Consider the following 18,120-nt stretch of genomic DNA (forward strand, 5'->3'; position numbering starts at 1 on the left):
CCCGGCCCGCGGCGTGCGCGGGTCAGACCATCGTTTCGCGCGTCTTCGCTCCCGCAAGCGCCGCGAGGGACGCTGCGACGGAGTGGTCCGGCGCCGGTTCCTCTTCCGGGTTCTCGGCCCGCAGCACGACCATCGAGCGGCCGCGCACGGTGAGCGTGCTGTCCGCCGCCACCGGCGGCGAGTCCGCGTAGGTGCCGGCCGTGTCGATGACCTGCTCCCACTTGGCCCCGTATTTGCGGGTGGGGAGCTTGAAATCGACGTCCTCGTGGTGGGGGTTGAAGAACAGCAGGAAGTTCAGGTCGGTGACGCGCTGGCCGCGGGAATCGGTTCCGCCGATGCCCTGGCCGTTGAGGAAGACGCCGATCGACAGGGCCACGTCCGCGTCCCAGTCGTCGGGCTTCATGGCCTTCCCGTCGGCCCCGAGCCAGACGATGTCAGGGAGCTTGGCGCCGTCGGGGTGCTTGACGGGCCGTCCGTCGAAGAACCTGCGGCGGCGGAAGGTGGGATGCTCGGCCCGCAGCTTGTTGACCGCGGCGGTGAACTCCAGCAGCGGCTGGTCGGCCTCGTCCCAGTGGATCCAGCTCAGCTCCGAGTCGTGGGCGTAGGTGTTGTTGTTGCCCTTCTGGGATCGGCCCAGCTCGTCGCCGTGGGCGATCATCGGCACGCCCTGGGAGAGCAGCAGCGTGGCGATGAAGTTCCGCTGCTGGCGGGCCCGCAGCGCCTGGACTTCCGGATCGTCCGTGGGACCTTCCGCCCCGCAGTTCCAGGAGCGGTTGTGGGACTCGCCGTCGTTGTTGTCCTCGCCGTTGGCGTCGTTGTGCTTCTCGTTGTAGGAGACCAGGTCGCGCAGGGTGAAGCCGTCGTGGGCGGTGACGAAGTTGATGGATGCCACCGGGCGCCGGCCGGACTGCTCGTAGAGGTCCGCCGAACCGGTGATGCGGGAGGCGAACTCGCCCAGGGTGGAGGGCACCCCACGCCAGAAGTCGCGCACCGTGTCCCGGTACTTGCCGTTCCATTCGGTCCACTGGGGCGGGAAGTTGCCCACCTGGTAGCCGCCGGGTCCGATGTCCCACGGCTCGGCGATGAGCTTGACCTGGGAGACCACCGGATCCTGCTGGATGAGTTCGAAGAAGGTGGAGAGCTTGTCGACGTCGTAGAACTCGCGGGCCAGCGTGGAGGCCAGGTCGAAGCGGAACCCGTCCACGTGCATGTCCATGACCCAGTAGCGCAGGGAGTCCATGAGCAGCTGCAGCGAGTGCGGGCTGCGCACGTTCAGCGAGTTCCCGGTGCCGGTGTAGTCCATGTAGTACTTCTTGTCCTCATCCGTCAGCCGGTAGTAGGACGCGTTGTCGATGCCGCGGAAGGACAGCGTGGGGCCCAGGTGGTTTCCCTCGGCCGTGTGGTTGTACACGACGTCGAGGATGACCTCGATGCCGGCCAGGTGCAGCGTGCGCACCATCGCCTTGAATTCCTGGACCTGCTGGCCCTGGTCGCCCGTGGAGCAGTAGGTGTTCTGCGGGGCGAAGAAGCCGATCGTGTTGTATCCCCAGTAGTTGGAGAGCCCCTTGTCCTGCAGGGTGGAGTCGTTGACGAACTGGTGCACGGGCATCAGTTCGATCGCCGTCACGCCGAGCTTCTGCAGGTGCGCGATCACGGCCGGGTGGGCGACGCCGGCGTAGGTGCCGCGCTGCTCCTCGGGGATCTCGGGGTGCAGTTCGGTCAGGCCCTTGACGTGGGCCTCGTAGATGACCGACTGGTGGTAGGGGGTGCGCGGCTTGCGGTCCCCGGCCCAGTCGAAGAAGGGACTGACGACGACGCCGAGCATCATGTGCGGCGCGGAGTCGTCGTCGTTGCGGGAGTCCTCGTCGCCGAAGTTGTAGCCGAACAGGGCCTGGTCCCAGTCGACCTGTCCCTCCACGGCCTTGGCGTAGGGGTCCAGCAGCAGCTTGTTGGGATTGCAGCGCAGCCCTTGGGCCAGATCGTACGGGCCGTGGACGCGGTAGCCGTAGCGCTGTCCGGGGATGATCTGGGGCAGGTAGCAGTGCCAGACGTACCCGTCGACCTCTTTCAGGTCGATCCGGGTCTCGGTGCCCGCGTCGTCGAACAGGCACAACTGAACGGCTTCGGCGACTTCGCTGTACAAGGCGAAGTTGGTGCCGGTGCCGTCGTAGGTCGCCCCCAAGGGATAGGCGTCTCCGGGCCAAACTTCCATGAACTCTCTCCAAACCATTGCGCTGTCGGTCGTGCATGATGCCGCCCTGGCGGGCCCTTGTTGTGTGAACCACACTAGCGGCAAGGCGGCGGCGTTGGGCAAAACGCGACACGCCACCCCTGCCTGGCCGGCCGAATCATCCCCGGGGGATGATCCGCGCGGCGGCGGTCCGTGGTCCCATGGCATCCAGACGACAAGGAGGATGCCATGTGTCGCTGGCTCGCATATTCCGGTTCACGGGTGGGGTTGGACGATCTCCTGTACAAGCCGGTCAACTCGCTCGTGATGCAGAGCAAACACTCGCGGCTGGGCGTCGAGACCACCAACGGGGACGGCTTCGGCGTTGGCTGGTACGGGAACGACCCGATTCCCGGGGTGTACTACAGCACCGAACCCGCCTGGCACGACCGCAACCTGCGCGAACTCTCGTCCCACGCCTCCGCCGAGCGGGTCTTCGCCCACATTCGGGCCACCACCGGCACCGCGGTCCAGCAAACCAACTGCCACCCTTTCCGCTACGGCCGGTGGCTGTGGATGCACAACGGGCTCATCGCCAATTTCCCGACAGTGAAGCGCGACCTGGCGCTTGCCGTCGATCCGGCGCTGTTTCCCCTCATCGAGGGATCGACGGACTCCGAACTGTTCTTCTACCTGGCGCTGACCTTCGGGCTGCAACAGGACCCGCGCGCGGCGGTGGCCACCGCCGTCGAACTCATCGAAGGGACCGGCCGCCGCCACGGCATCGAGCACCCGCTGCAGATGACGGTGGCGACCACCAACGGGGAGGCCACCTGGGCGTTCCGCTACTCGAGCGAGGGCCACTCCCGCACGCTCTTCCACAACACCGACGTCGCCACCCTCAGGGTCCAGTACCCGGACAACCCGATGCTCCATGGGCTTTCCGACGACACGCGGATCGTGGTGTCCGAGCCGCTGGGCGACCTGCAGGGGGCGTGGCAGGAGATCCCGGAGTCCACCTGCGTGGTGGTGCAGGGCGGGGAGGCGGACCTCTTCCCGTTCGTCCCCGCGCCGGGCTGATCCCCGGCTAGCGCCGGCTCGGGCTCAGCCCAGGACCGACCCCCTTCGCCCGTGCCGGCAGGCTGCGGGGCCGGGAGCCGCATCATGCGGAACGAGGTGAGCAGGCCGGCGAGTATGGCGATCCCGAACCTCCCCAGGCCGCCGATCACCGCCCAGAAGGTGATGATCGGAAGCAGGGTGTGGGGCAGTGTCATCGCCAGCGGCAGGGGAGGTTTCCCGTTGAACGGCTCCGTGGGGGCTGCGGGCCGGACACGGTGCCTCCTTCGGCTGGGCGAAACTCCTCCGGCTACGTCAAGCCGCGTTCGACGGCGATGCGCAGGGCCTCGCGCCGGCTGGCGACGCCGAGCTTGCGGTAGATCGAGCGCTGGTGCGTCTTGACCGTGTTCACGGACACGAACAGGCCCTTGGCGATGTCAGCGGCCGTCATCATCGAGCGCATGTACGTGAGGACTTCCAGCTCCCGTTCCGTGAGCGCCCAGTACGACGGCGGCCGGTGGGTGTGGTCGTGCCCGTGTTGTGCCGTGCGTGCGGCAATGAAGGACTCGTGCGCGGTGCCCCACGCCAGGTGCCGGGTGAGCAGGTCTTCGAGGTCGGCGCTGCGTTCGATGAACGGACGCAGGATGGATTGCCGCTCCGCGACGGCGGCCGCGTGCTCCACCCGTTCATGCGCCGTGGCCGAGTCGCCTGCCGCGTCGGCCAGGAGGGCTTCGGTCAGCGCCAGGCCGGTGTCGATGTACGGGGTGCCCCGGGTGGCGGCCAGGGACTGGGCGCCGCGCCGTGCCGCCGCGCCCTCTCCGCCACGGCGGAGCAGCTCCGTTACGAGCATGGTGACCAACGGCGACGTCCCGCCATTGACCAGCGGCCGGACCAGGCCCAACGCCCGGTCCAGGTCGCCCATGGCCTCGGCAACCTTGGCCGCCGCGACGGTGTGCAGTTCGGTCCCCGGCAACCCGTGGGCCTCCCAGTCTTCCGTGGCCTCCAGGTCCGCGTGGGCCTCGGCGAGACGGGTCGGGTCGTTAATGGTGCAGTCGGCCAACACCCGGTACAGGCGAAGCAGCGCCCCGAGGGGAAATGCCCCGTGGCCGGCGCGGATGCCCCGGCTCAGGTGGACGGCGGCCTCTTCGGCGTCGTTCCTCCAGTAGCCGGCGATGCCTTGGGCAAGCCACGCCGGGGCCAACTGTCCCTGGGACTGCCACCCCACGATGGTGGCCCGTTCCAGGGCATGCGTGGCAGCCTCCTGCGCCGCCACGAGGTCGCCGGCCACGGCGAGTCCCAGGGCGAGCTCAGCGGAGGAACACACCTCGACCGCCTCCAGCCGGTTGGCCGCGCCGGCCGCCGCCGCCGTCCGCAACAGGTGGATGGCTCCCGCGCCGTCCCGCTGGAGGCGGACTTCGGCTTGGCCCAGCAGGAACACACCCGCCGCCTGGAGGGCCCACATGCCCTCGGAATCGGCATCCAGGAGCCGCCGGCCGGCGTCGGCCGCCGTACGCAGATCGGGCCTGCGCTCGCCGACGAACAGTTCGAAGAGCCCGTGACTGGTGTGGAACCGTTTGTGGCGTTCGGCATCCAGGGCGTGGGCCCTGGACTGGGCCCGGCGGAGGAGATCGGCCGCGGAGGCGGCGTCGCCGGCGAGGCTGCGGCAGGCCGATCGGACCGCGAGGATTTCCGCATCGTCGCTCCACGGGTACGGCAGTTCCAGGCACAACCCCTCGAGGGCCTCCGTATCGTCGCGGAGGACGAATTCCAGCCAATGCGCCCCGAGCGCGGCCACGGCCCGCAACGGGTCCCGGCCCCGCAGCGCGTGCGCCACGCAGGCCACCACGTCGGTGTCCTGGTGGTGCCGGGCGGCGATGCGGTGGAGGGATTCATGCAGAAGCGGATCCCGCTCCTCCAGAATGTGGCGGCACTGTGAGGCAAACAGGGGGTGCCACCGGTAGGCGGATTCGCCTCCGGGGCCTTCCCTTTCCTCGATGAATAGGGAGCGGCGCAGGCAGTCGTGGAGCATGTGGCCACCGCCGGGCTTGGCGGACAATTCGACGGCGAGCCGGCGGCTGATCCTGTCGGTGATCGTGGCCCGGAGCACGAAGTCCGCCAGTGCATGCGGCAACTGGTCGAGCACCTCCTCGGCAACATAGCCGGTCAACGCGGTGCCAGGCGGCGGGTCCGGGGCTGCCCGCGCGCCCGGGCCGCTGATCCGCGCCGTCGCCTCGAGGCTCCGGTGAAGGGCGACCGGCCAGCCGGCGGCCTCGTTCCACAGGGCGTCGACGTCGCCCGTGGCCGTCGGGCCGAGCGAGGCGGCCAGTTGACGGGCCTCGTCCCGCGTGAAAGCCAGGTCGGGCATGCGGAGGTCCGAGACGCCCTTCCCGTGCCTGATCCGTTCCACCGGAAGGGGAGGGACGCCGCGGGAGGAGAACACCAGCCGCAAGGAGGACGGTCCCGAAACCGCGAGCACGCCCAGGATCCCCGTGCCCACTTTCCGTCCGGGCAGGTGCAGGTCGTCGAGGACCAGCACCACCGGTTCGGTGAGGTTCCCCAAGGTTTCGAGCACCCGATCGTACGAGCGGGCCGGATCGGGGTCGAGGTCGTGCTCGAGCGCCAGCAGCGACGTGCGGTCGGGGAGGGGGAGCCGTTCGGCCGCGGCTTGCAGCGAGGCAACGACGCGGCGGAATAGCCGGGCCGGGCCGGCATCGAACCGATCCACCGCCAGCCAGGCGTACGGCACGCCGCTGCGGCGGACCCAGCCGGCCAGCGCCGTGGTTTTTCCGTATCCGGCGGGCGCATCCACCACGGTGATCCGGTGGGAGCCGGTGGCCGCGGCGAAGGCGGCGTCGAGGCGCGGCCGCGCCAAGGCGCCAACGGTGCCCGCGGACGGAGGCACGTTCAATTCCGTTCCGGACAACCAGCCGGAGGCTGAATTTTCCTTCACGAGCCACATGCTAGGTGCAGGCCAGACGGCGAACAAGGTCGCAGCCTCCACGCGGCAGTGGGGTGGCCGTCGCCCGAAGAATGCCTGGGCGACGGCCACCCCACTGCCGGCTGGGCCCCATGCCCACCGGACCCCCCGTCCGGCTCGGCTGGGGCGCGGTCAGGCCGCCAGGGCCTTGTTCTTGATCTTCTCGAAGTCTTCGGCAGTGATGGCTCCGGAGTCCAGAAGGGCCTTCGCCTTGCCGATCTCCTCGCTGGGGCTCGCTCCGGCCACGTCCCGGATGTAGGCCTCGGTCGAGGCCTGGTAGGCCTTCATCTCCTTGGCCGAGCGCTCGGCCATGCCGCGTCCGCGGGCGATCAGGTAGATCAGGGCCGTGAGGAAGGGGACGAAGACCAGGAAAATCAGCCACAGGGCCTTCAGCCACCCGTTGAGGGTGTGGTCCCGAAACAGGTCGCTGATAATGGCGAACAGTGCGTACAGGTACGCGACGAACGCGAACACCCAGATGAACCACCAGACAATGTCCCAAAAGTCTTCCCAAATACTCATGATCCCTTCCTAACTCTTGAATGCGGGTAAACCTGCTGCGAGTGAATTTGCACCGGTCGGGGTCGGACACACCGACATGCCGGGGGTTGGAGGGCTAGCACTTGAGTGCGTTGTCGAGGTCGTTGCGTGCGTTCACAACGTCGGTTGCCTCGTTCTTCAGCGATCCCAAAGCGTCCGACAACGCGGCGTCGCTGGGGACCGCGTCGACGGCGGCGTTCAGTTCGTTCGTGGCGGTTTCCACTTCGGCCATCCGGTCGCGGGCGACGTCCCCGACCTCGTTGACCAGGGTCGCGTAGGTGCCCCGCACGCCCTCCCGGGCGGCCTGGATCTCTTCGACGGTGGCGTCCGTGGTCAGGGTGTCCTGGAAGGTCTTCAGCGCGGCGCCGAAGGCTTCGGAGGCGGTGCACGCTTGGGACACGTTCTCTTGCGGGCTGGGACTGCCGCAACCCGCGATCAGGGCGGCTGCCGCCCCGAACGCCAGCGATCCCGCAATGAACGGGCGTATTTTCGGCATCGGAGGCTCCTCGTCGTGCACAACCCGCCGGCTCTCGGCGGCTCGGGCGTCACCATTGGCTGGTAACTACATGCTTCGGCGGGCCCGGGAGGGCCACATCATCCTTTGCGGATGAAATCGGCCCCAACGTGCCCCCACCGGCCGCACCGGCCTTGTTGCGGTGCCCCCTGCGTGGGTACGCTCGCCCCGTTCGGCGCCGTGCGAAGGCCGTGCGGCTCGGTCGGGACCGGATGTATCCGGTCGGTCAGCGAAAGGCACACCATGGCAACCCTGTCGGTATGGAAATTTGAGGACGCAACCGGGGCCGAAGAGGCGGAAAGGACCCTGCTCTCCCTGCAGACCCAAGGGCTGATCGAGGTCCGCGACGCGGCCGTCGTCTCCTGGGCGCCCGAAGCCAAGAAGCCCAAGACCCGCCAACTGCACAATGTGACCGGCGCGGGGGCCCTGGGCGGGGCGTTCTGGGGGTTGCTGTTCGGCCTGATCTTCTTTGTCCCGCTGCTCGGCGCCGCCGTGGGCGCGGCGGCCGGTGCGACGGCCGGGGCCCTGACGGACGTGGGCATCGATGATTCGTTCATCAACGGCGTGCGCGACAAGGTCACGCCCGGCACCTCCGCCCTGTTCGTGATGACGACCGGAGGGGTGCTGGACAAGGTGACCGAGGCGTTCAGCGGCAGCAAGATGGAACTGATCCAGACCAACCTCAGCCACGAGGAGGAAGAGGCCCTGCGGGCCGCTTTTGCCCCGGAGTGACCGCGGCCGCGGTGAATCGGCGCCGCGGAAGGGGCGCCGATTCACCGCGGCCTAGGGCGTGCCGCCCAAACTCCTGCGGGCGGCGTAGAAGCTGAGTTTGGCGACCAGGAAGAGCAGGCCCAGGCCGGCGAACATCTGGACAGTGACCACCGCGCGGGCCAGCTGGCTGACGGCAGAGATGTCCCCGAAGCCGACGGTGGCGAACGTGGTGACCGTGAAGTACAGTGCATCCACCCGGTTCAGCGGTTCGCTGAAGGATGCGGCATCCGTGACCGACATCGACAAGTAGAACAGCGCGAAGAGGCACACGAACAACAGGACGCCGTGGACCACGGCCTCCACCGCGCGGGCCTGCGGGACCTTGGCACCGGCCACCCGGCGCATCTGCACCACCATGGCGGCCAGGAACACCGCGGCCAGGCCCGCGAGCCGAATCCAGGCGGCCGCAGGATTCGGGTCGTTGAATCCGCCCACCGGAATCAGGAAGTAGATCGCGAAGATCAGCGCAGCGAGGCCCACGATCCGCAGCGCCACGAGGTAGATAAGGCGGCGCTGGCTGGACTGGTCCAGCTGCTGGAAATGGACCGGCGCACCCCGGTCCCCACGCCTGGTGGCCATGCCTGATGGTAACCCCCCGAGGCCATTCCCCGCATCGGCGAAACCCGGCCGCGGCGACGCACCCATTCCGGTCCACGAAATCGGATGCTAGCCTGAGCGCGCCCGAACAGGTTCGTGTGGGCAGTGGTTTCAAGTCACTCCTTGGGGGGAATTGTGACGTACGTTCTTGGCATTGACATAGGCGCGTGCTCCACCGGCGCGGCCATCGTCCGGATCGGTGGCGGAGCGGACGCCGCCACGCTGGATCTCGGTTCGGAGGCGGCGCGGGCGGCCAGCGCCCTCTTCCTGGCCGAGGACGGTCGCGTCCTTGCAGGGGATGCCGCCGCCGCCGCGGGTCGGGGATGCCCCGAACGCCTGGCCCGCGGCTTCAAGTCCCGCCTGGGGGATTCGGTCCCCCTCGCCGTGGGGCAGACGCTGGTGCCGCCGGAGGAGTTGTTCGCGGCGATGGCCCGGTGGGTGGTCACCACCGTGGAGGCCCGCGAGGGGGCTCCCGCCGCGGCCGTGGCCCTGACCCATCCGCGCGGATGGGGCGGATACCGGGTCTCGGTTGCCCGCCGGGCGCTGGCGGAGACGGGACTGGCCCACGCCTTCCTGCTGAGCGAACCCGAAGCGGCCGCACTGCACCATTCCGCAGGGAACCCCCTGGACCCCGGCAGCATCATCGCCGTCTGCGACCTGGGCGGCAGCGTCGAAGCCACCGTGCTGCGCCGGAACGTGCTGGGCCAGAACGTACTGCGCCAGAACAAGGACACGGGCGCGGACCGCGACACGGCGGAATTCGAGACCCTGGGTTTCGAGGCAGGGGGCCGCGCCGACGGCGGCGACCTGGGTGCCGGATTGGACGACGTCGTGTTCAGGCGCGTCCTCGAGGCGGTGGGCGGACCGGTCGAGGCGCTGAACATGGACGATCCCAAGGCGGTGTCCGCCCTTTGGCAGGTTCGGCGCGACTGCACCGCAGCCAAGGAGGCGCTCTCCCGCGACGCCGATGCCTCCGTCAAGGTGGTCCTGCCCGGCCTGCGGGAACACGTGCCCCTCACGCGCACCGAGTTCGAAACCAGGGCCGAACACCTCCTGCGGGAGGCCGCGGGCGTCCTGGGCAGGGCACTGCAGTCGGCGGACGTCGCCGTCGAGGATCTGGCCGCGGTCATCCTGACGGGCGGATCGGCCCGCATCCCGCTGGCGGAACGGATCCTCGCGGAGGAGGCCGGAGCCGGCGTCGTCGTCGACGCCGATCCGGCGTCCGTCACCGCCCGGGGCGCTGCCTTGGCCGCTGCGGCCCATCTCCGGGCCGGCGTCGGCACGCAGGCCGTCGTGGCCAGCGTCCTGACGGTCCACGGAACGGCGGCCCGGCCCCATCCGCACGACCTTGGCCTGCTGGCACCCGGGGCACCCACGGTGGAGGCCGGGGGCATCCTCTACATTCCCGTGCCCCGGCCGCGGACGGCAGCCGGCGCCGTGGCCTCGCCGTCGGGAGCGTGAGCCTGCATGGAGCGGAGGATCCACGCCATGGCCGCCACCCGTCCACTGGACCGGACGCACGCGGCCACCCTGTTTGCTGACGTTTCCGCACGTCCGAAGGAACGCCTGCTCGTGGGCATCGCGGGTGCCGGAGGCTCGGGGAAAACCGCCCTGCTGGATCGCTTGGAGGAGACGTACCGCGCCAGCGGCATTCCGGTCAGCCGCGACCACGGCCACGTGGATCCCGCAGGGCGCGCGGCGCCGTCGGCCGTGTTGGTCGACGACGCGCACCGGCTCGGCGAAACGGACCTGGGCCGCCTGCATTCGTTGGTGGAGGGACACCACATCGACCTCGTGATCGCCTACCGGAGCTCGCCGCTGACCCCGGCCCTGGACAAGCTGGTGCGGGCCCTGGAGCGGCACCGGCCACAGGTCCTCCTCGACCCCCTGGACCGGGGGGACGTCGAGGCCCGGATCGCGGCCGTGACGGGGGCCCCGGTGCCGGCGGCGCTGGTGGCCGACGTGCTGGAAACGACCGGAGGCATGGCCTGGCTGGTTGCCCGAACGCTGGCGGCCGTGCGCAGGGAAGGGAACGCCGTGCTGCTCGACCCCCACGGGATGGACGGCGTGGCCCAACACCTCGGCCGCGACCTGCAGAGGGTCGACCCGGGCTTGCGGCAGGTGCTCCTCTCGCTGGCCGCAGGCTTCGACTCCGCCGAGGTGGAACCCCCATGGCCGGACTTCGCCGGGCACACCATCGACGAACTGGTGGATGAGGCCCGCACCGCCGGGCTGCTGCTGCCCGACGGCCGGCTCATCCCCTTGGTGCGCCAGGCACTGATCAGTACGATGCCGCGTTTCCGGCTGCGCAGCCTCCAGCGGACGCTGGTGGATGGCTATGTGGCCACCGGATGCGCGCTCGACGGTGTGGCCCGAGACCTGGCCCGCAGCGGCGTGCGGGACATCCGGGTGGCCCGGACCCTGGAGCAAGCCGGTGACGACGCCTTGGGTGCCGATCCCGCCCGCGCGCTGAAACTGTACGACGAAGCGAAAGCCGCCGGGGCGGACGGCCTGCGCCTGGCGGCCCGGCGGGCCCAAGCGGCGTTGGCGGACGGGGACCTGGAGGGGGCCGGGCGGACCGTTGACGGCCTCTTGGCCCTGGAAGACCCCCCGGACGCGGAAAGGGCGGCCAATGCCGCCGCCGCCGTATGGTCCCGGCGCGGGCTGCTCAACCGCGGAGCCGACGTTTACCGTTGGCTCGGGCCGGCCAGGGCGGGGGAATCGTCGCCCCTGGCCGCCGTTGCCCTGATCGGTGTCGGTGACCTGGCCGGTGCGCGGACCATGCTGGGGGCCGCGGCGCCGCCAGGATCCCCCACCCTCCCGTCCGTGGCGTCGGCCCTGATGGGCCAGGGCAGCCTGGACGCGGTGGAAGGCAGGTCCCACGAGGCCCTCTCGGCGCTTGTCCGGGCCTCGGACACGCTGACGGCCGCCGGTGTCCATGCTCCGCTGCCCGAGCAGCCGGCGGTGCTGGCCGCCCTGGTGGCCTTCCACTGCGGAAAACCCGGCACGGCGGAATCGATCCTTGCCGCCGCCCTGGCGGGCGGCCAAGGCGGCGCGGCTGTCCGGCCCCGGCTCCTGCTCCTGCAGGCCTGGTCCCAGATGCTGCTGGACCGCCCGGAGCGGGCCCGGGCCCACATCGCCGAAGCCACCAGGGACGAGCACCTCGTGACGCCGCGGGACAAGCTGTTCCTTCACGCGCTCTCGGTGGGCCTGGCCCGCCGCACCGACGACCTTCCGGCCCTCGTGCATGCCTGGCGCCAGGCGCGCGACTACCAGATGCATGTCGTGGCCGACCTGTACTGCCTCCTGCCGCTGGGCGAACTGGCGGTCGCGGGCGCCCGGCTGCGCGACGGCGCCCTGCTGCAGCCGCAGCTGGAGGAAGCCTGGGCCGTGCTTGGACGGCTGGGGGACCCGCCGCTGTGGTCGCTCCCGCTGCACTGGTATTCGGTGCAGGCCGCGCTCCTCGCCGAGCGCCCGCAGGACCTTGCCCCGCATGCGGCGGCGCTGGTCCGCGCCGCCGCACAGGACGGGCCGGTGTCCCGGCTGGCATCCCGGCTGGCCACCGCCGGGAAGGTCTGGGTCGCCGTGCTGGCGGGCGAGGCCGACGTCGCCGCCGTGGTGTCCGCCGCGAACGGACTGGCCAGTGCCGGACTGGCTTGGGACGGGGCCCGGCTGGCCGGACACGCGGCGGCCCGCGTGGACGACCGCAGGGACATGAACCGGCTGCTCTCCTGCGCCCGCGAACTGCGCCGTGGAGTCCGCCCGGCAGCCGGCGGAAGCCCCGAGGCCTCCGGCCCGCCGACCTGGCCGGAGACTCCCGCCGCCGCGACCCCTGCGAACACGGCGCCCTCCGAGGGGGTGCTCAGCCCCCGCGAGCGGGATGTCGCCCGGCTGGTCCTGCAGGGCAAGACCTACCGCGAGATCGGGGAGACGATGTTCATCTCGCCCCGCACGGCGGAGCACCACATTGCCCGCATCCGCAGCCGGCTTGGGGCGGCCACGCGCACCGAACTGCTGGACCGGCTCCGCCTGGTCCTGGACACCGAGGGGAGCGACGCCGGAACCAACGACGGAGGCGATGCGGAGGCCGGATCCCGTTGATGCCGAGCCCCTTCGCCACGCGTCGCCGGCGGGATTTGCCCCGGCGACTTTCCTGGTGCCGGCAGGGCCTTCCGGAGGGCATCGCAAGGGGCGGATGTCAAGCCTTGGCGTCCCCTATTGCACCCCCTATTGCGGGAGGGGGTACCCCCTATCCCGGGGTTCCCCGATAGGGGAGTGGTCCCGATGTGGGTCCGGCCGCGTCCGCATACGTTGGTGGTGCCGGGCACCCGTCCGACAGCCTGCTATTCCGAAGACTTTTCGGCCTGAAGGAGCCTCGCATGACGAACGTTTCGACCGTTCTGCTCGACTTCATGATGAACCTTTTCAAGGACCAAGGTGCCGTGGCGGCCTTCCAGGAGGACCCCGACAGGTCCCTTAGTGCCGCCGGCCTCGGCAATGTCTGCACCTCCGACGTGGATGCGGTCCTGCCGAGCCTCGTTGACTTCTCCGACGTCTCCTTCGACCGCGACTACGACACCGGCGGCAACGATGCCACCATCAAGGGCAACGACCCCGAGAACGACTTCGACCTCGGTGGCTGGGGTGGCGGTGGCTGGGGTGGCGGTGGCTGGGATGGCGGCGGTAGCGGCGGTGGCGGCTGGGATGGCGGCGGCAGCGGTAGTGGTGGCGGCGGCGGCGGTGGCGGCGGTGGCGGTGGCGCCGGCGGCAGTAGCGGCGGCAGCGGCAGCGGTGGCAGCGGCGGCGGAGGGGGCGGTGGTGGCGGCGGTGGCGCCGGCGGCAGTGGCGGCGGCGGCGACTACGGCGCTGCCAGGGACCAGATCACCAAGATCGTCAACGAGTACAACTACTCCTCGAAGGTGGACGACCGCGACACCATCACGGACCAGTCGGTCAACCAGAACATCTGGTCCAACGGCGACGTCACCCAACACTTCGACAACGAATCGGTGACGACCTCGGGCGACGATTCCGCGTCCTCCTCCGGCGCCGGTTCCGCGGCTGTCAGCGGCAGCTCCAAGGCCGACGTCAGGACGGACTCCTCGACCGAGGTGCACTCCTCGGGCAGCAGCAACACCGTCACCGCGGGCACCTCGCGCACGAAGGTCGAGGACAACAAGGTGGATGTCGAGGTTGAGCGTTACGAACCCGAGTTCACCGACATCGACGATTCCGTCGTCGTGCAGGACAACGACATCGACACCGACGTGGACCTGCCCGACGCGGACGACGCGGACGCCCCGTAGGGAACCGGGGCCCCGCCGGCCCCGGCCTGTCCGTCGGGTGGAGCATCCGCCCGCCGGACAGGCCCAACAGGCGGTGGTCCGCAAGCGCAAGGAGGAAACGTGGCCGAACTGGTGGAACTGCTGGAGGACGGCATCGCCCAGGCGGATCCGGCCGGACGGCCCGACCTGCGCCGCCGGCTGGAAAACACGCGCCGCAGGCTCCTGGAAACGAGCATCCGCGTGGTGGTTGTCGGGGAGTTCAAACAGGGGAAGAGCCAACTGGTCAACGCCCTGGTCAACGCGCCCGTCTGTCCGGTCGACGATGCCGTCGCCACGTCCGTGCCCACCGAGGTCCGCTACGGGGAGACCGCGTCCGCAGCCGTCCTGGTCCCGGAGGAGGGTGCCCCGTCCGCGGATGGCGGGGCCACCGTCCAGCGCCGGCCGGTGGGGCTGGAGGAAATCGGGACCTACGTGTCGGCGAAAGGCAATGCCGGCAACCGCATGCGGCTGGTGGGGGCGGAAGTCTCCGTCCCGCGCCAAATCCTGGCCGACGGGCTGGTCATGGTTGATTCTCCCGGCGTGGGCGGCGAGCATTCCGCCCACGAGTTGGCCACCCTGGTTTCCCTGGGCAGCGCGGACGCGATGCTGCTGGTCACCGACGCGTCACAGGAACTGACGGAGTCCGAACTCAGGTTCCTGCGCCACGGGCTCCAGATGACGCCCCACGTCGCCTGCGTCGTGGCCAAGACCGACATCTACCCCCAGTGGCGCGAAGTGGCGGCCGCGAACAGGGGCCATTTGGACCGCATCGATCCGGCCATACGGCTGTTTCCCGTTTCCGCCGAATTGCGCCTGCACGCGGCCCGGCTGCAGGACAGCGAACTGCATGCCGAATCCGGGTACGGGCCGCTGGTGGCCTACCTGCGCCAAGAGGTCCTGGGGAAGGCCCAACGCACCCGGCACCGCCGGGCGGCCCAGGACCTGCGATCGGTCATCGAGCACCTTCGGCTGTCCCTGCGGTCCGAACTGGACTCCCTGGAAAACCCGGCAACGACGCCCCGGCGCCTCGCCGAACTGGAGGCGGCCAAGCAGCGGGCCGACGAGCTGCGCCGGCGGTCGGCCCGCTGGCAGACAACGCTCAACGACGGCGTCGGCGACCTGATCTCGGATCTCGAACACGACCTTCGCGATCGCCTGCGGCACATCCAGCGGGATGCCGAAAAGTCCATCGATCAGGGCGATCCCGGGCCCGTCTGGTCGGAGTTCTCCGCGTGGCTGCAGCAGCGGGTGGCGGCGGCGGTCTCGGACACCTTCGTGTGGACCGACGGCCGGGCGGCTTGGCTGGCCCGCGGGGTCGCCGAGCACTTCGCGGAGGACGGGGTTCCGTTGCCGGAACTGCAGGTCGATGACACGGGCAGCGTGCTTGATCCCGTTGCGGATGTGCCCGACCTGGACCAGGGTTACGTCGGGTTCTTCCAGAAGGTCCTGATCGGCATGCGCGGTTCCTACGGAGGCATCCTGATGTTCGGCCTCCTCACCACCATGTTCGGAATGCCGCTGATCAATCCGATCTCCGTCGGCGCCGGAGTGCTCCTGGGTGCCAGGGCCTACCAGGAGGACCGGAGGGCCCGCCTCAAGCGCCGCCAGGCCGACGCCAAGGCGCTGGTGCGCCGGCACGTCGACGACGTCGTCTTCCAGGTGGGCAAGCAGCTCAGGGACAGACTCCGCCTGGTCCAGCGCGAGACGCGGGACCACTTCATGGACATCGCCGAAGAGCACCACCGGTCCCTGGCGGACTCCTCGAACGCCGCCCAGGAAGCGGCCGATATTTTCGCCCTTGAACGCGAGGAGCGCATCCGGCGGATCAGGGCCAGGCTGGAGCGCGTCGACGCGCTGGAGGCCCGCTTGGCGGCTGCGGGCGGCGATCCCGCACCGGCGGAACAAGCCGGAAGGGGGCAGGCATGAACGCAACGGGCATGATCGAGGCCGGCAGGGCCGGGACGGGCACGAACGCGACCCTCCGCGGGGCCGTGGGCGAGCTTCTTCGGGAAACGCTTGAGGTCTACCGGGACGACCCGACCGCGTGCTCGTTGCTGCAGGGGTACGCCGAACGCCTGGGCGAGCCGGTGCGGGTGGCGCTGGCGGGCATGGCCAAGGCCGGCAAGACCACCCTGCTCAACGCCATCGCGGGGGAGGGGATTGCCCTCGCCGAGGCCTGCCGGCACCCGCACCTGGTGGTGTGGTACCGCCATGGGCCCGCCCCGAGGGCCACGGCGCATTCCGTTTCGGGACAGGCGCGGACGCTGCGCCTGGACCGGAAGGACGGCCGGCTCGTTGCGGACCTGGGTTCACTGGCCGCGCACGAGGTGGATCGGCTGGTCATTGAATGGCCGGCGGAAGGGCTGCGCGCCCTGACGCTGATCGACACCCCCGGTCCGGCCTCGCCTCCGGACTCCACCGATCCGGCCAGCCCCACCAATCCTGCCGGGATGGCCGGTCTTCCGGTGCCTGCGGCCGTTGCCGTGGACGCCGACGCGATCGTGTACCTCATGCGCCATCCCCGCGAGGCGGACCTGGACTACCTGCGTGCGCTGCGGGACGCGGCCGCCACCGGCGCCTCCAATGCCCTGGTGGTGCTCTCCCGGGCCGACGAGATCGGCGCCGGCCGGATCGACTCGCTCATCTCCGCGCGCGCCTGCGCCGAGGAGTACGCCCGTGAGGGCACGCTGCGTGACCTCGCCCTGGGCGTGGTTCCGGTTGCCGGGCTGGTGGCCCGGGCGGCACGGACCCTGCGCAAGGACGAATTCGAGGCACTGGTGGAAGTGTCCCGCCTGGACCGGACCACGCGGGAGCGGCTCCTGCTCTCCGCCGACCGTTTTGTCCGCGCGGACGAGCCGGAGGGCATCGGCCCCGACCTGCGGGCCATTCTCCTGGAACGGTTCGGTCTTTTCGGCATCCGGCTGGCCTCCGCGCTGATCCGCGGAGGGATCCGCAGGCCGCTTCCGCTGGCCCGCGAACTCGCCCGGCGCAGCGGGCTGGCCGACCTGATGGATCTCATGTTCGCCGGTTTCGTGGCCCACGGCACCCGGCTGAAGGCGTGCGCGATTCTCGCCGGCATCGAGGCCCTGATCCGCGCGCACCCGCGTGCCGGAACGATCCGGCTGGCCGAGTCGCTCGAACGCGTCCGAGCCAACGCCCACGACTTCCAGGAACTGCGGATCGCCGCGAAGGTCCACGGCGGACGGCTCCCCGTGGAACCGTGGCTGGCCGCCGAAGCGGGCCGCCTCGTCGGCGGACGCGGCGACGCGCCGGAGGACCGGCTGGGGGACGGGACCGGGCAGGCGGCGGAGGGCGCCTCGGACGAGGAACTGCGCACCCGGGCCCTGGAGCGCCTGGACCGGTGGCGCAAGGCCGCCGGGAACCCGCGGGCGGACCAGGCAGCCGTCGAGGACTACCGGATTGTCATACGCAGCTGCGAGGCCACGCTGGCCCTGCTGGCCTCCAAGGCCGCCCCCGGGAACACCGGGACGGCCCGGGTCCTACTTCGCCCGGAACCAGGCACTGGCCCCGTCCAGCACACCCAGGACCAGCGCCGCCCCGCTCAGCGCTAGCTGCGCCAGCAGCAACACGCTCAGGGCCGTCCCCGCGGCGGAGTGCAGGACCAGGAAACCGTCCACCAGGAGGACCGCGAACCCGTGCAGGGGCAGGACCGCCAGAAGGGCCCAGCGCAGGCGGCCGTGCCGGTTCATCATCCCCTTCACCAGCAGGGCCTGGAGGGCCATAACGAACAAGAGCGTGCCCAGGCACACCCAGAACAGCGTCGACACCAGCGCATCCACCGCCACTTCGGCCCCGGCGGGCTGACGCTGGGTGACGAGCCCCTTCAGGTGCGCCAGCGTGGCATCGCGGGAGAAGTAGGCGACCAGGCAGGCCGCGACGCCCGCAACGATGCTGGTGACCCAGGCCAGCCGCATCGCCTGGACCACGCGCGGCGGCGGCGGGGAAGCGCGGATGGGGGCCGGGGCCGTGCTGGACATCTCGGGCCGCGGCGGCTTCTGGGCCGTCCCCGCGCCCGGCGGGCCGTCCGGGCGCGCCGAAGGAGCTCCGCCGTTTCCGTGGTTCGCGTCCGCCTGTTTCGCGTCCATTCCTGCAGCCATGCTCGTAATGTAATGGACATCACACGCCCCGTTCGGGAACTGTGGCGCGACTC

Annotated in this window: 13 protein-coding genes; 7 read left to right on the forward strand and 6 right to left on the reverse strand. The window is 70.4% G+C overall.

The annotated features are described in order from the left end of the window. Positions 1 to 22: 22 nt before the first annotated feature. On the reverse strand, positions 23 to 2,212 hold the full coding sequence (glgX, locus tag ABD912_RS13665; RefSeq protein ID WP_345151527.1) for a glycogen debranching protein GlgX: 2,190 nt from the start codon (positions 2,210 to 2,212) through the stop codon (positions 23 to 25). Between the two features lie 207 nt (positions 2,213 to 2,419). Here glgX and ABD912_RS13670 point away from each other — a divergent pair, with 207 nt between their 5' ends. Further along, positions 2,420 to 3,250 (forward strand): class II glutamine amidotransferase, encoded by an 831-nt coding sequence (locus ABD912_RS13670; RefSeq protein WP_345151528.1) that lies wholly within the window; start codon positions 2,420 to 2,422, stop codon positions 3,248 to 3,250. 286 nt (positions 3,251 to 3,536) lie between these two features. Here ABD912_RS13670 and ABD912_RS13675 read toward each other — a convergent pair whose 3' ends face one another. The 3 genes from ABD912_RS13675 to ABD912_RS13685 all read right to left on the reverse strand — a co-directional run bounded on the left by ABD912_RS13675 (position 3,537) and on the right by ABD912_RS13685 (position 7,239). Continuing rightward, positions 3,537 to 6,176: a LuxR C-terminal-related transcriptional regulator gene (locus ABD912_RS13675; RefSeq protein WP_345151529.1), complete on the reverse strand. Its 2,640-nt coding sequence runs from the start codon at positions 6,174 to 6,176 to the stop codon at positions 3,537 to 3,539. 159 nt (positions 6,177 to 6,335) lie between these two features. Then, on the reverse strand, positions 6,336 to 6,725 hold the full coding sequence (locus ABD912_RS13680; protein ID WP_345151531.1) for an SHOCT domain-containing protein: 390 nt from the start codon (positions 6,723 to 6,725) through the stop codon (positions 6,336 to 6,338). 94 nt (positions 6,726 to 6,819) lie between these two features. After that, complete coding sequence (locus ABD912_RS13685; protein ID WP_345151532.1) at positions 6,820 to 7,239, reverse strand: hypothetical protein; 420 nt, start codon at positions 7,237 to 7,239, stop codon at positions 6,820 to 6,822. A gap of 261 nt (positions 7,240 to 7,500) precedes the next feature. Here ABD912_RS13685 and ABD912_RS13690 point away from each other — a divergent pair, with 261 nt between their 5' ends. Then, positions 7,501 to 7,989, forward strand: coding sequence for a DUF1269 domain-containing protein (locus ABD912_RS13690; protein WP_345151533.1), 489 nt, complete (start codon positions 7,501 to 7,503; stop codon positions 7,987 to 7,989). A 51-nt stretch (positions 7,990 to 8,040) separates the two neighbouring features. Here the strand turns inward: ABD912_RS13690 and ABD912_RS13695 are convergent, their stop codons facing one another. Next, positions 8,041 to 8,607 carry a potassium channel family protein gene (locus ABD912_RS13695; protein ID WP_345151534.1) on the reverse strand — a complete coding sequence of 189 codons (567 nt, stop codon included), beginning with the start codon at positions 8,605 to 8,607 and terminating at the stop codon, positions 8,041 to 8,043. Between the two features lie 153 nt (positions 8,608 to 8,760). Here ABD912_RS13695 and ABD912_RS13700 point away from each other — a divergent pair, with 153 nt between their 5' ends. The 5 genes from ABD912_RS13700 (at position 8,761) to ABD912_RS13720 (ending at position 17,521) form a co-directional block, all read left to right on the forward strand. Further along, the gene (locus ABD912_RS13700) at positions 8,761 to 10,086 is read left to right on the forward strand and encodes an Hsp70 family protein (protein WP_345151535.1); all 1,326 of its coding nucleotides are present in this window, start codon (positions 8,761 to 8,763) and stop codon (positions 10,084 to 10,086) included. 27 nt (positions 10,087 to 10,113) lie between these two features. Then, positions 10,114 to 12,726, forward strand: a complete 2,613-nt coding sequence (locus ABD912_RS13705) for a LuxR C-terminal-related transcriptional regulator (RefSeq protein WP_345151537.1) — start codon at positions 10,114 to 10,116, stop codon at positions 12,724 to 12,726. Between the two features lie 278 nt (positions 12,727 to 13,004). Beyond that, positions 13,005 to 13,931, forward strand: coding sequence for an IniB N-terminal domain-containing protein (locus tag ABD912_RS13710; protein ID WP_345151539.1), 927 nt, complete (start codon positions 13,005 to 13,007; stop codon positions 13,929 to 13,931). 99 nt (positions 13,932 to 14,030) lie between these two features. After that, positions 14,031 to 15,875 carry a dynamin family protein gene (locus tag ABD912_RS13715; protein ID WP_345151541.1) on the forward strand — a complete coding sequence of 615 codons (1,845 nt, stop codon included), beginning with the start codon at positions 14,031 to 14,033 and terminating at the stop codon, positions 15,873 to 15,875. Further along, the gene (locus ABD912_RS13720) at positions 15,872 to 17,521 is read left to right on the forward strand and encodes a GTP-binding protein (RefSeq protein WP_345151542.1); all 1,650 of its coding nucleotides are present in this window, start codon (positions 15,872 to 15,874) and stop codon (positions 17,519 to 17,521) included. Before ABD912_RS13715 ends, ABD912_RS13720 begins: the two co-directional genes overlap by 4 nt. Here the strand turns inward: ABD912_RS13720 and ABD912_RS13725 are convergent. Then, a complete protein-coding gene (locus ABD912_RS13725) occupies positions 17,450 to 18,067 on the reverse strand; it encodes a hypothetical protein (RefSeq protein WP_345151543.1) in 618 nt (205 codons plus the stop codon). The genes ABD912_RS13720 and ABD912_RS13725 overlap by 72 nt on opposite strands. Positions 18,068 to 18,120 lie beyond the last annotated feature (53 nt).

The organism is Arthrobacter ginkgonis (assembly GCF_039540195.1).
In the GTDB taxonomy this organism is placed as follows: Bacteria; Actinomycetota; Actinomycetes; order Actinomycetales; family Micrococcaceae; genus Zafaria; species Zafaria ginkgonis.

Bases quoted from the DNA above. Each gene is read 5' to 3' on its own strand.
- ABD912_RS13725 (WP_345151543.1), bottom strand. From the start codon at position 18,067: ATGGCTGCAGGAATGGACGCGAAACAGGCGGACGCGAACCACGGAAAC.
- ABD912_RS13710 (WP_345151539.1), top strand. From the start codon at position 13,005: ATGACGAACGTTTCGACCGTTCTGCTCGACTTCATGATGAACCTTTTC.
- ABD912_RS13685 (WP_345151532.1), bottom strand. From the start codon at position 7,239: ATGCCGAAAATACGCCCGTTCATTGCGGGATCGCTGGCGTTCGGGGCG.
- ABD912_RS13690 (WP_345151533.1), top strand. From the start codon at position 7,501: ATGGCAACCCTGTCGGTATGGAAATTTGAGGACGCAACCGGGGCCGAA.
- ABD912_RS13705 (WP_345151537.1), top strand. From the start codon at position 10,114: ATGGCCGCCACCCGTCCACTGGACCGGACGCACGCGGCCACCCTGTTT.
- ABD912_RS13670 (WP_345151528.1), top strand. From the start codon at position 2,420: ATGTGTCGCTGGCTCGCATATTCCGGTTCACGGGTGGGGTTGGACGAT.
- ABD912_RS13695 (WP_345151534.1), bottom strand. From the start codon at position 8,607: ATGGCCACCAGGCGTGGGGACCGGGGTGCGCCGGTCCATTTCCAGCAG.
- ABD912_RS13680 (WP_345151531.1), bottom strand. From the start codon at position 6,725: ATGAGTATTTGGGAAGACTTTTGGGACATTGTCTGGTGGTTCATCTGG.
- glgX (WP_345151527.1), bottom strand. From the start codon at position 2,212: ATGGAAGTTTGGCCCGGAGACGCCTATCCCTTGGGGGCGACCTACGAC.
- ABD912_RS13720 (WP_345151542.1), top strand. From the start codon at position 15,872: ATGAACGCAACGGGCATGATCGAGGCCGGCAGGGCCGGGACGGGCACG.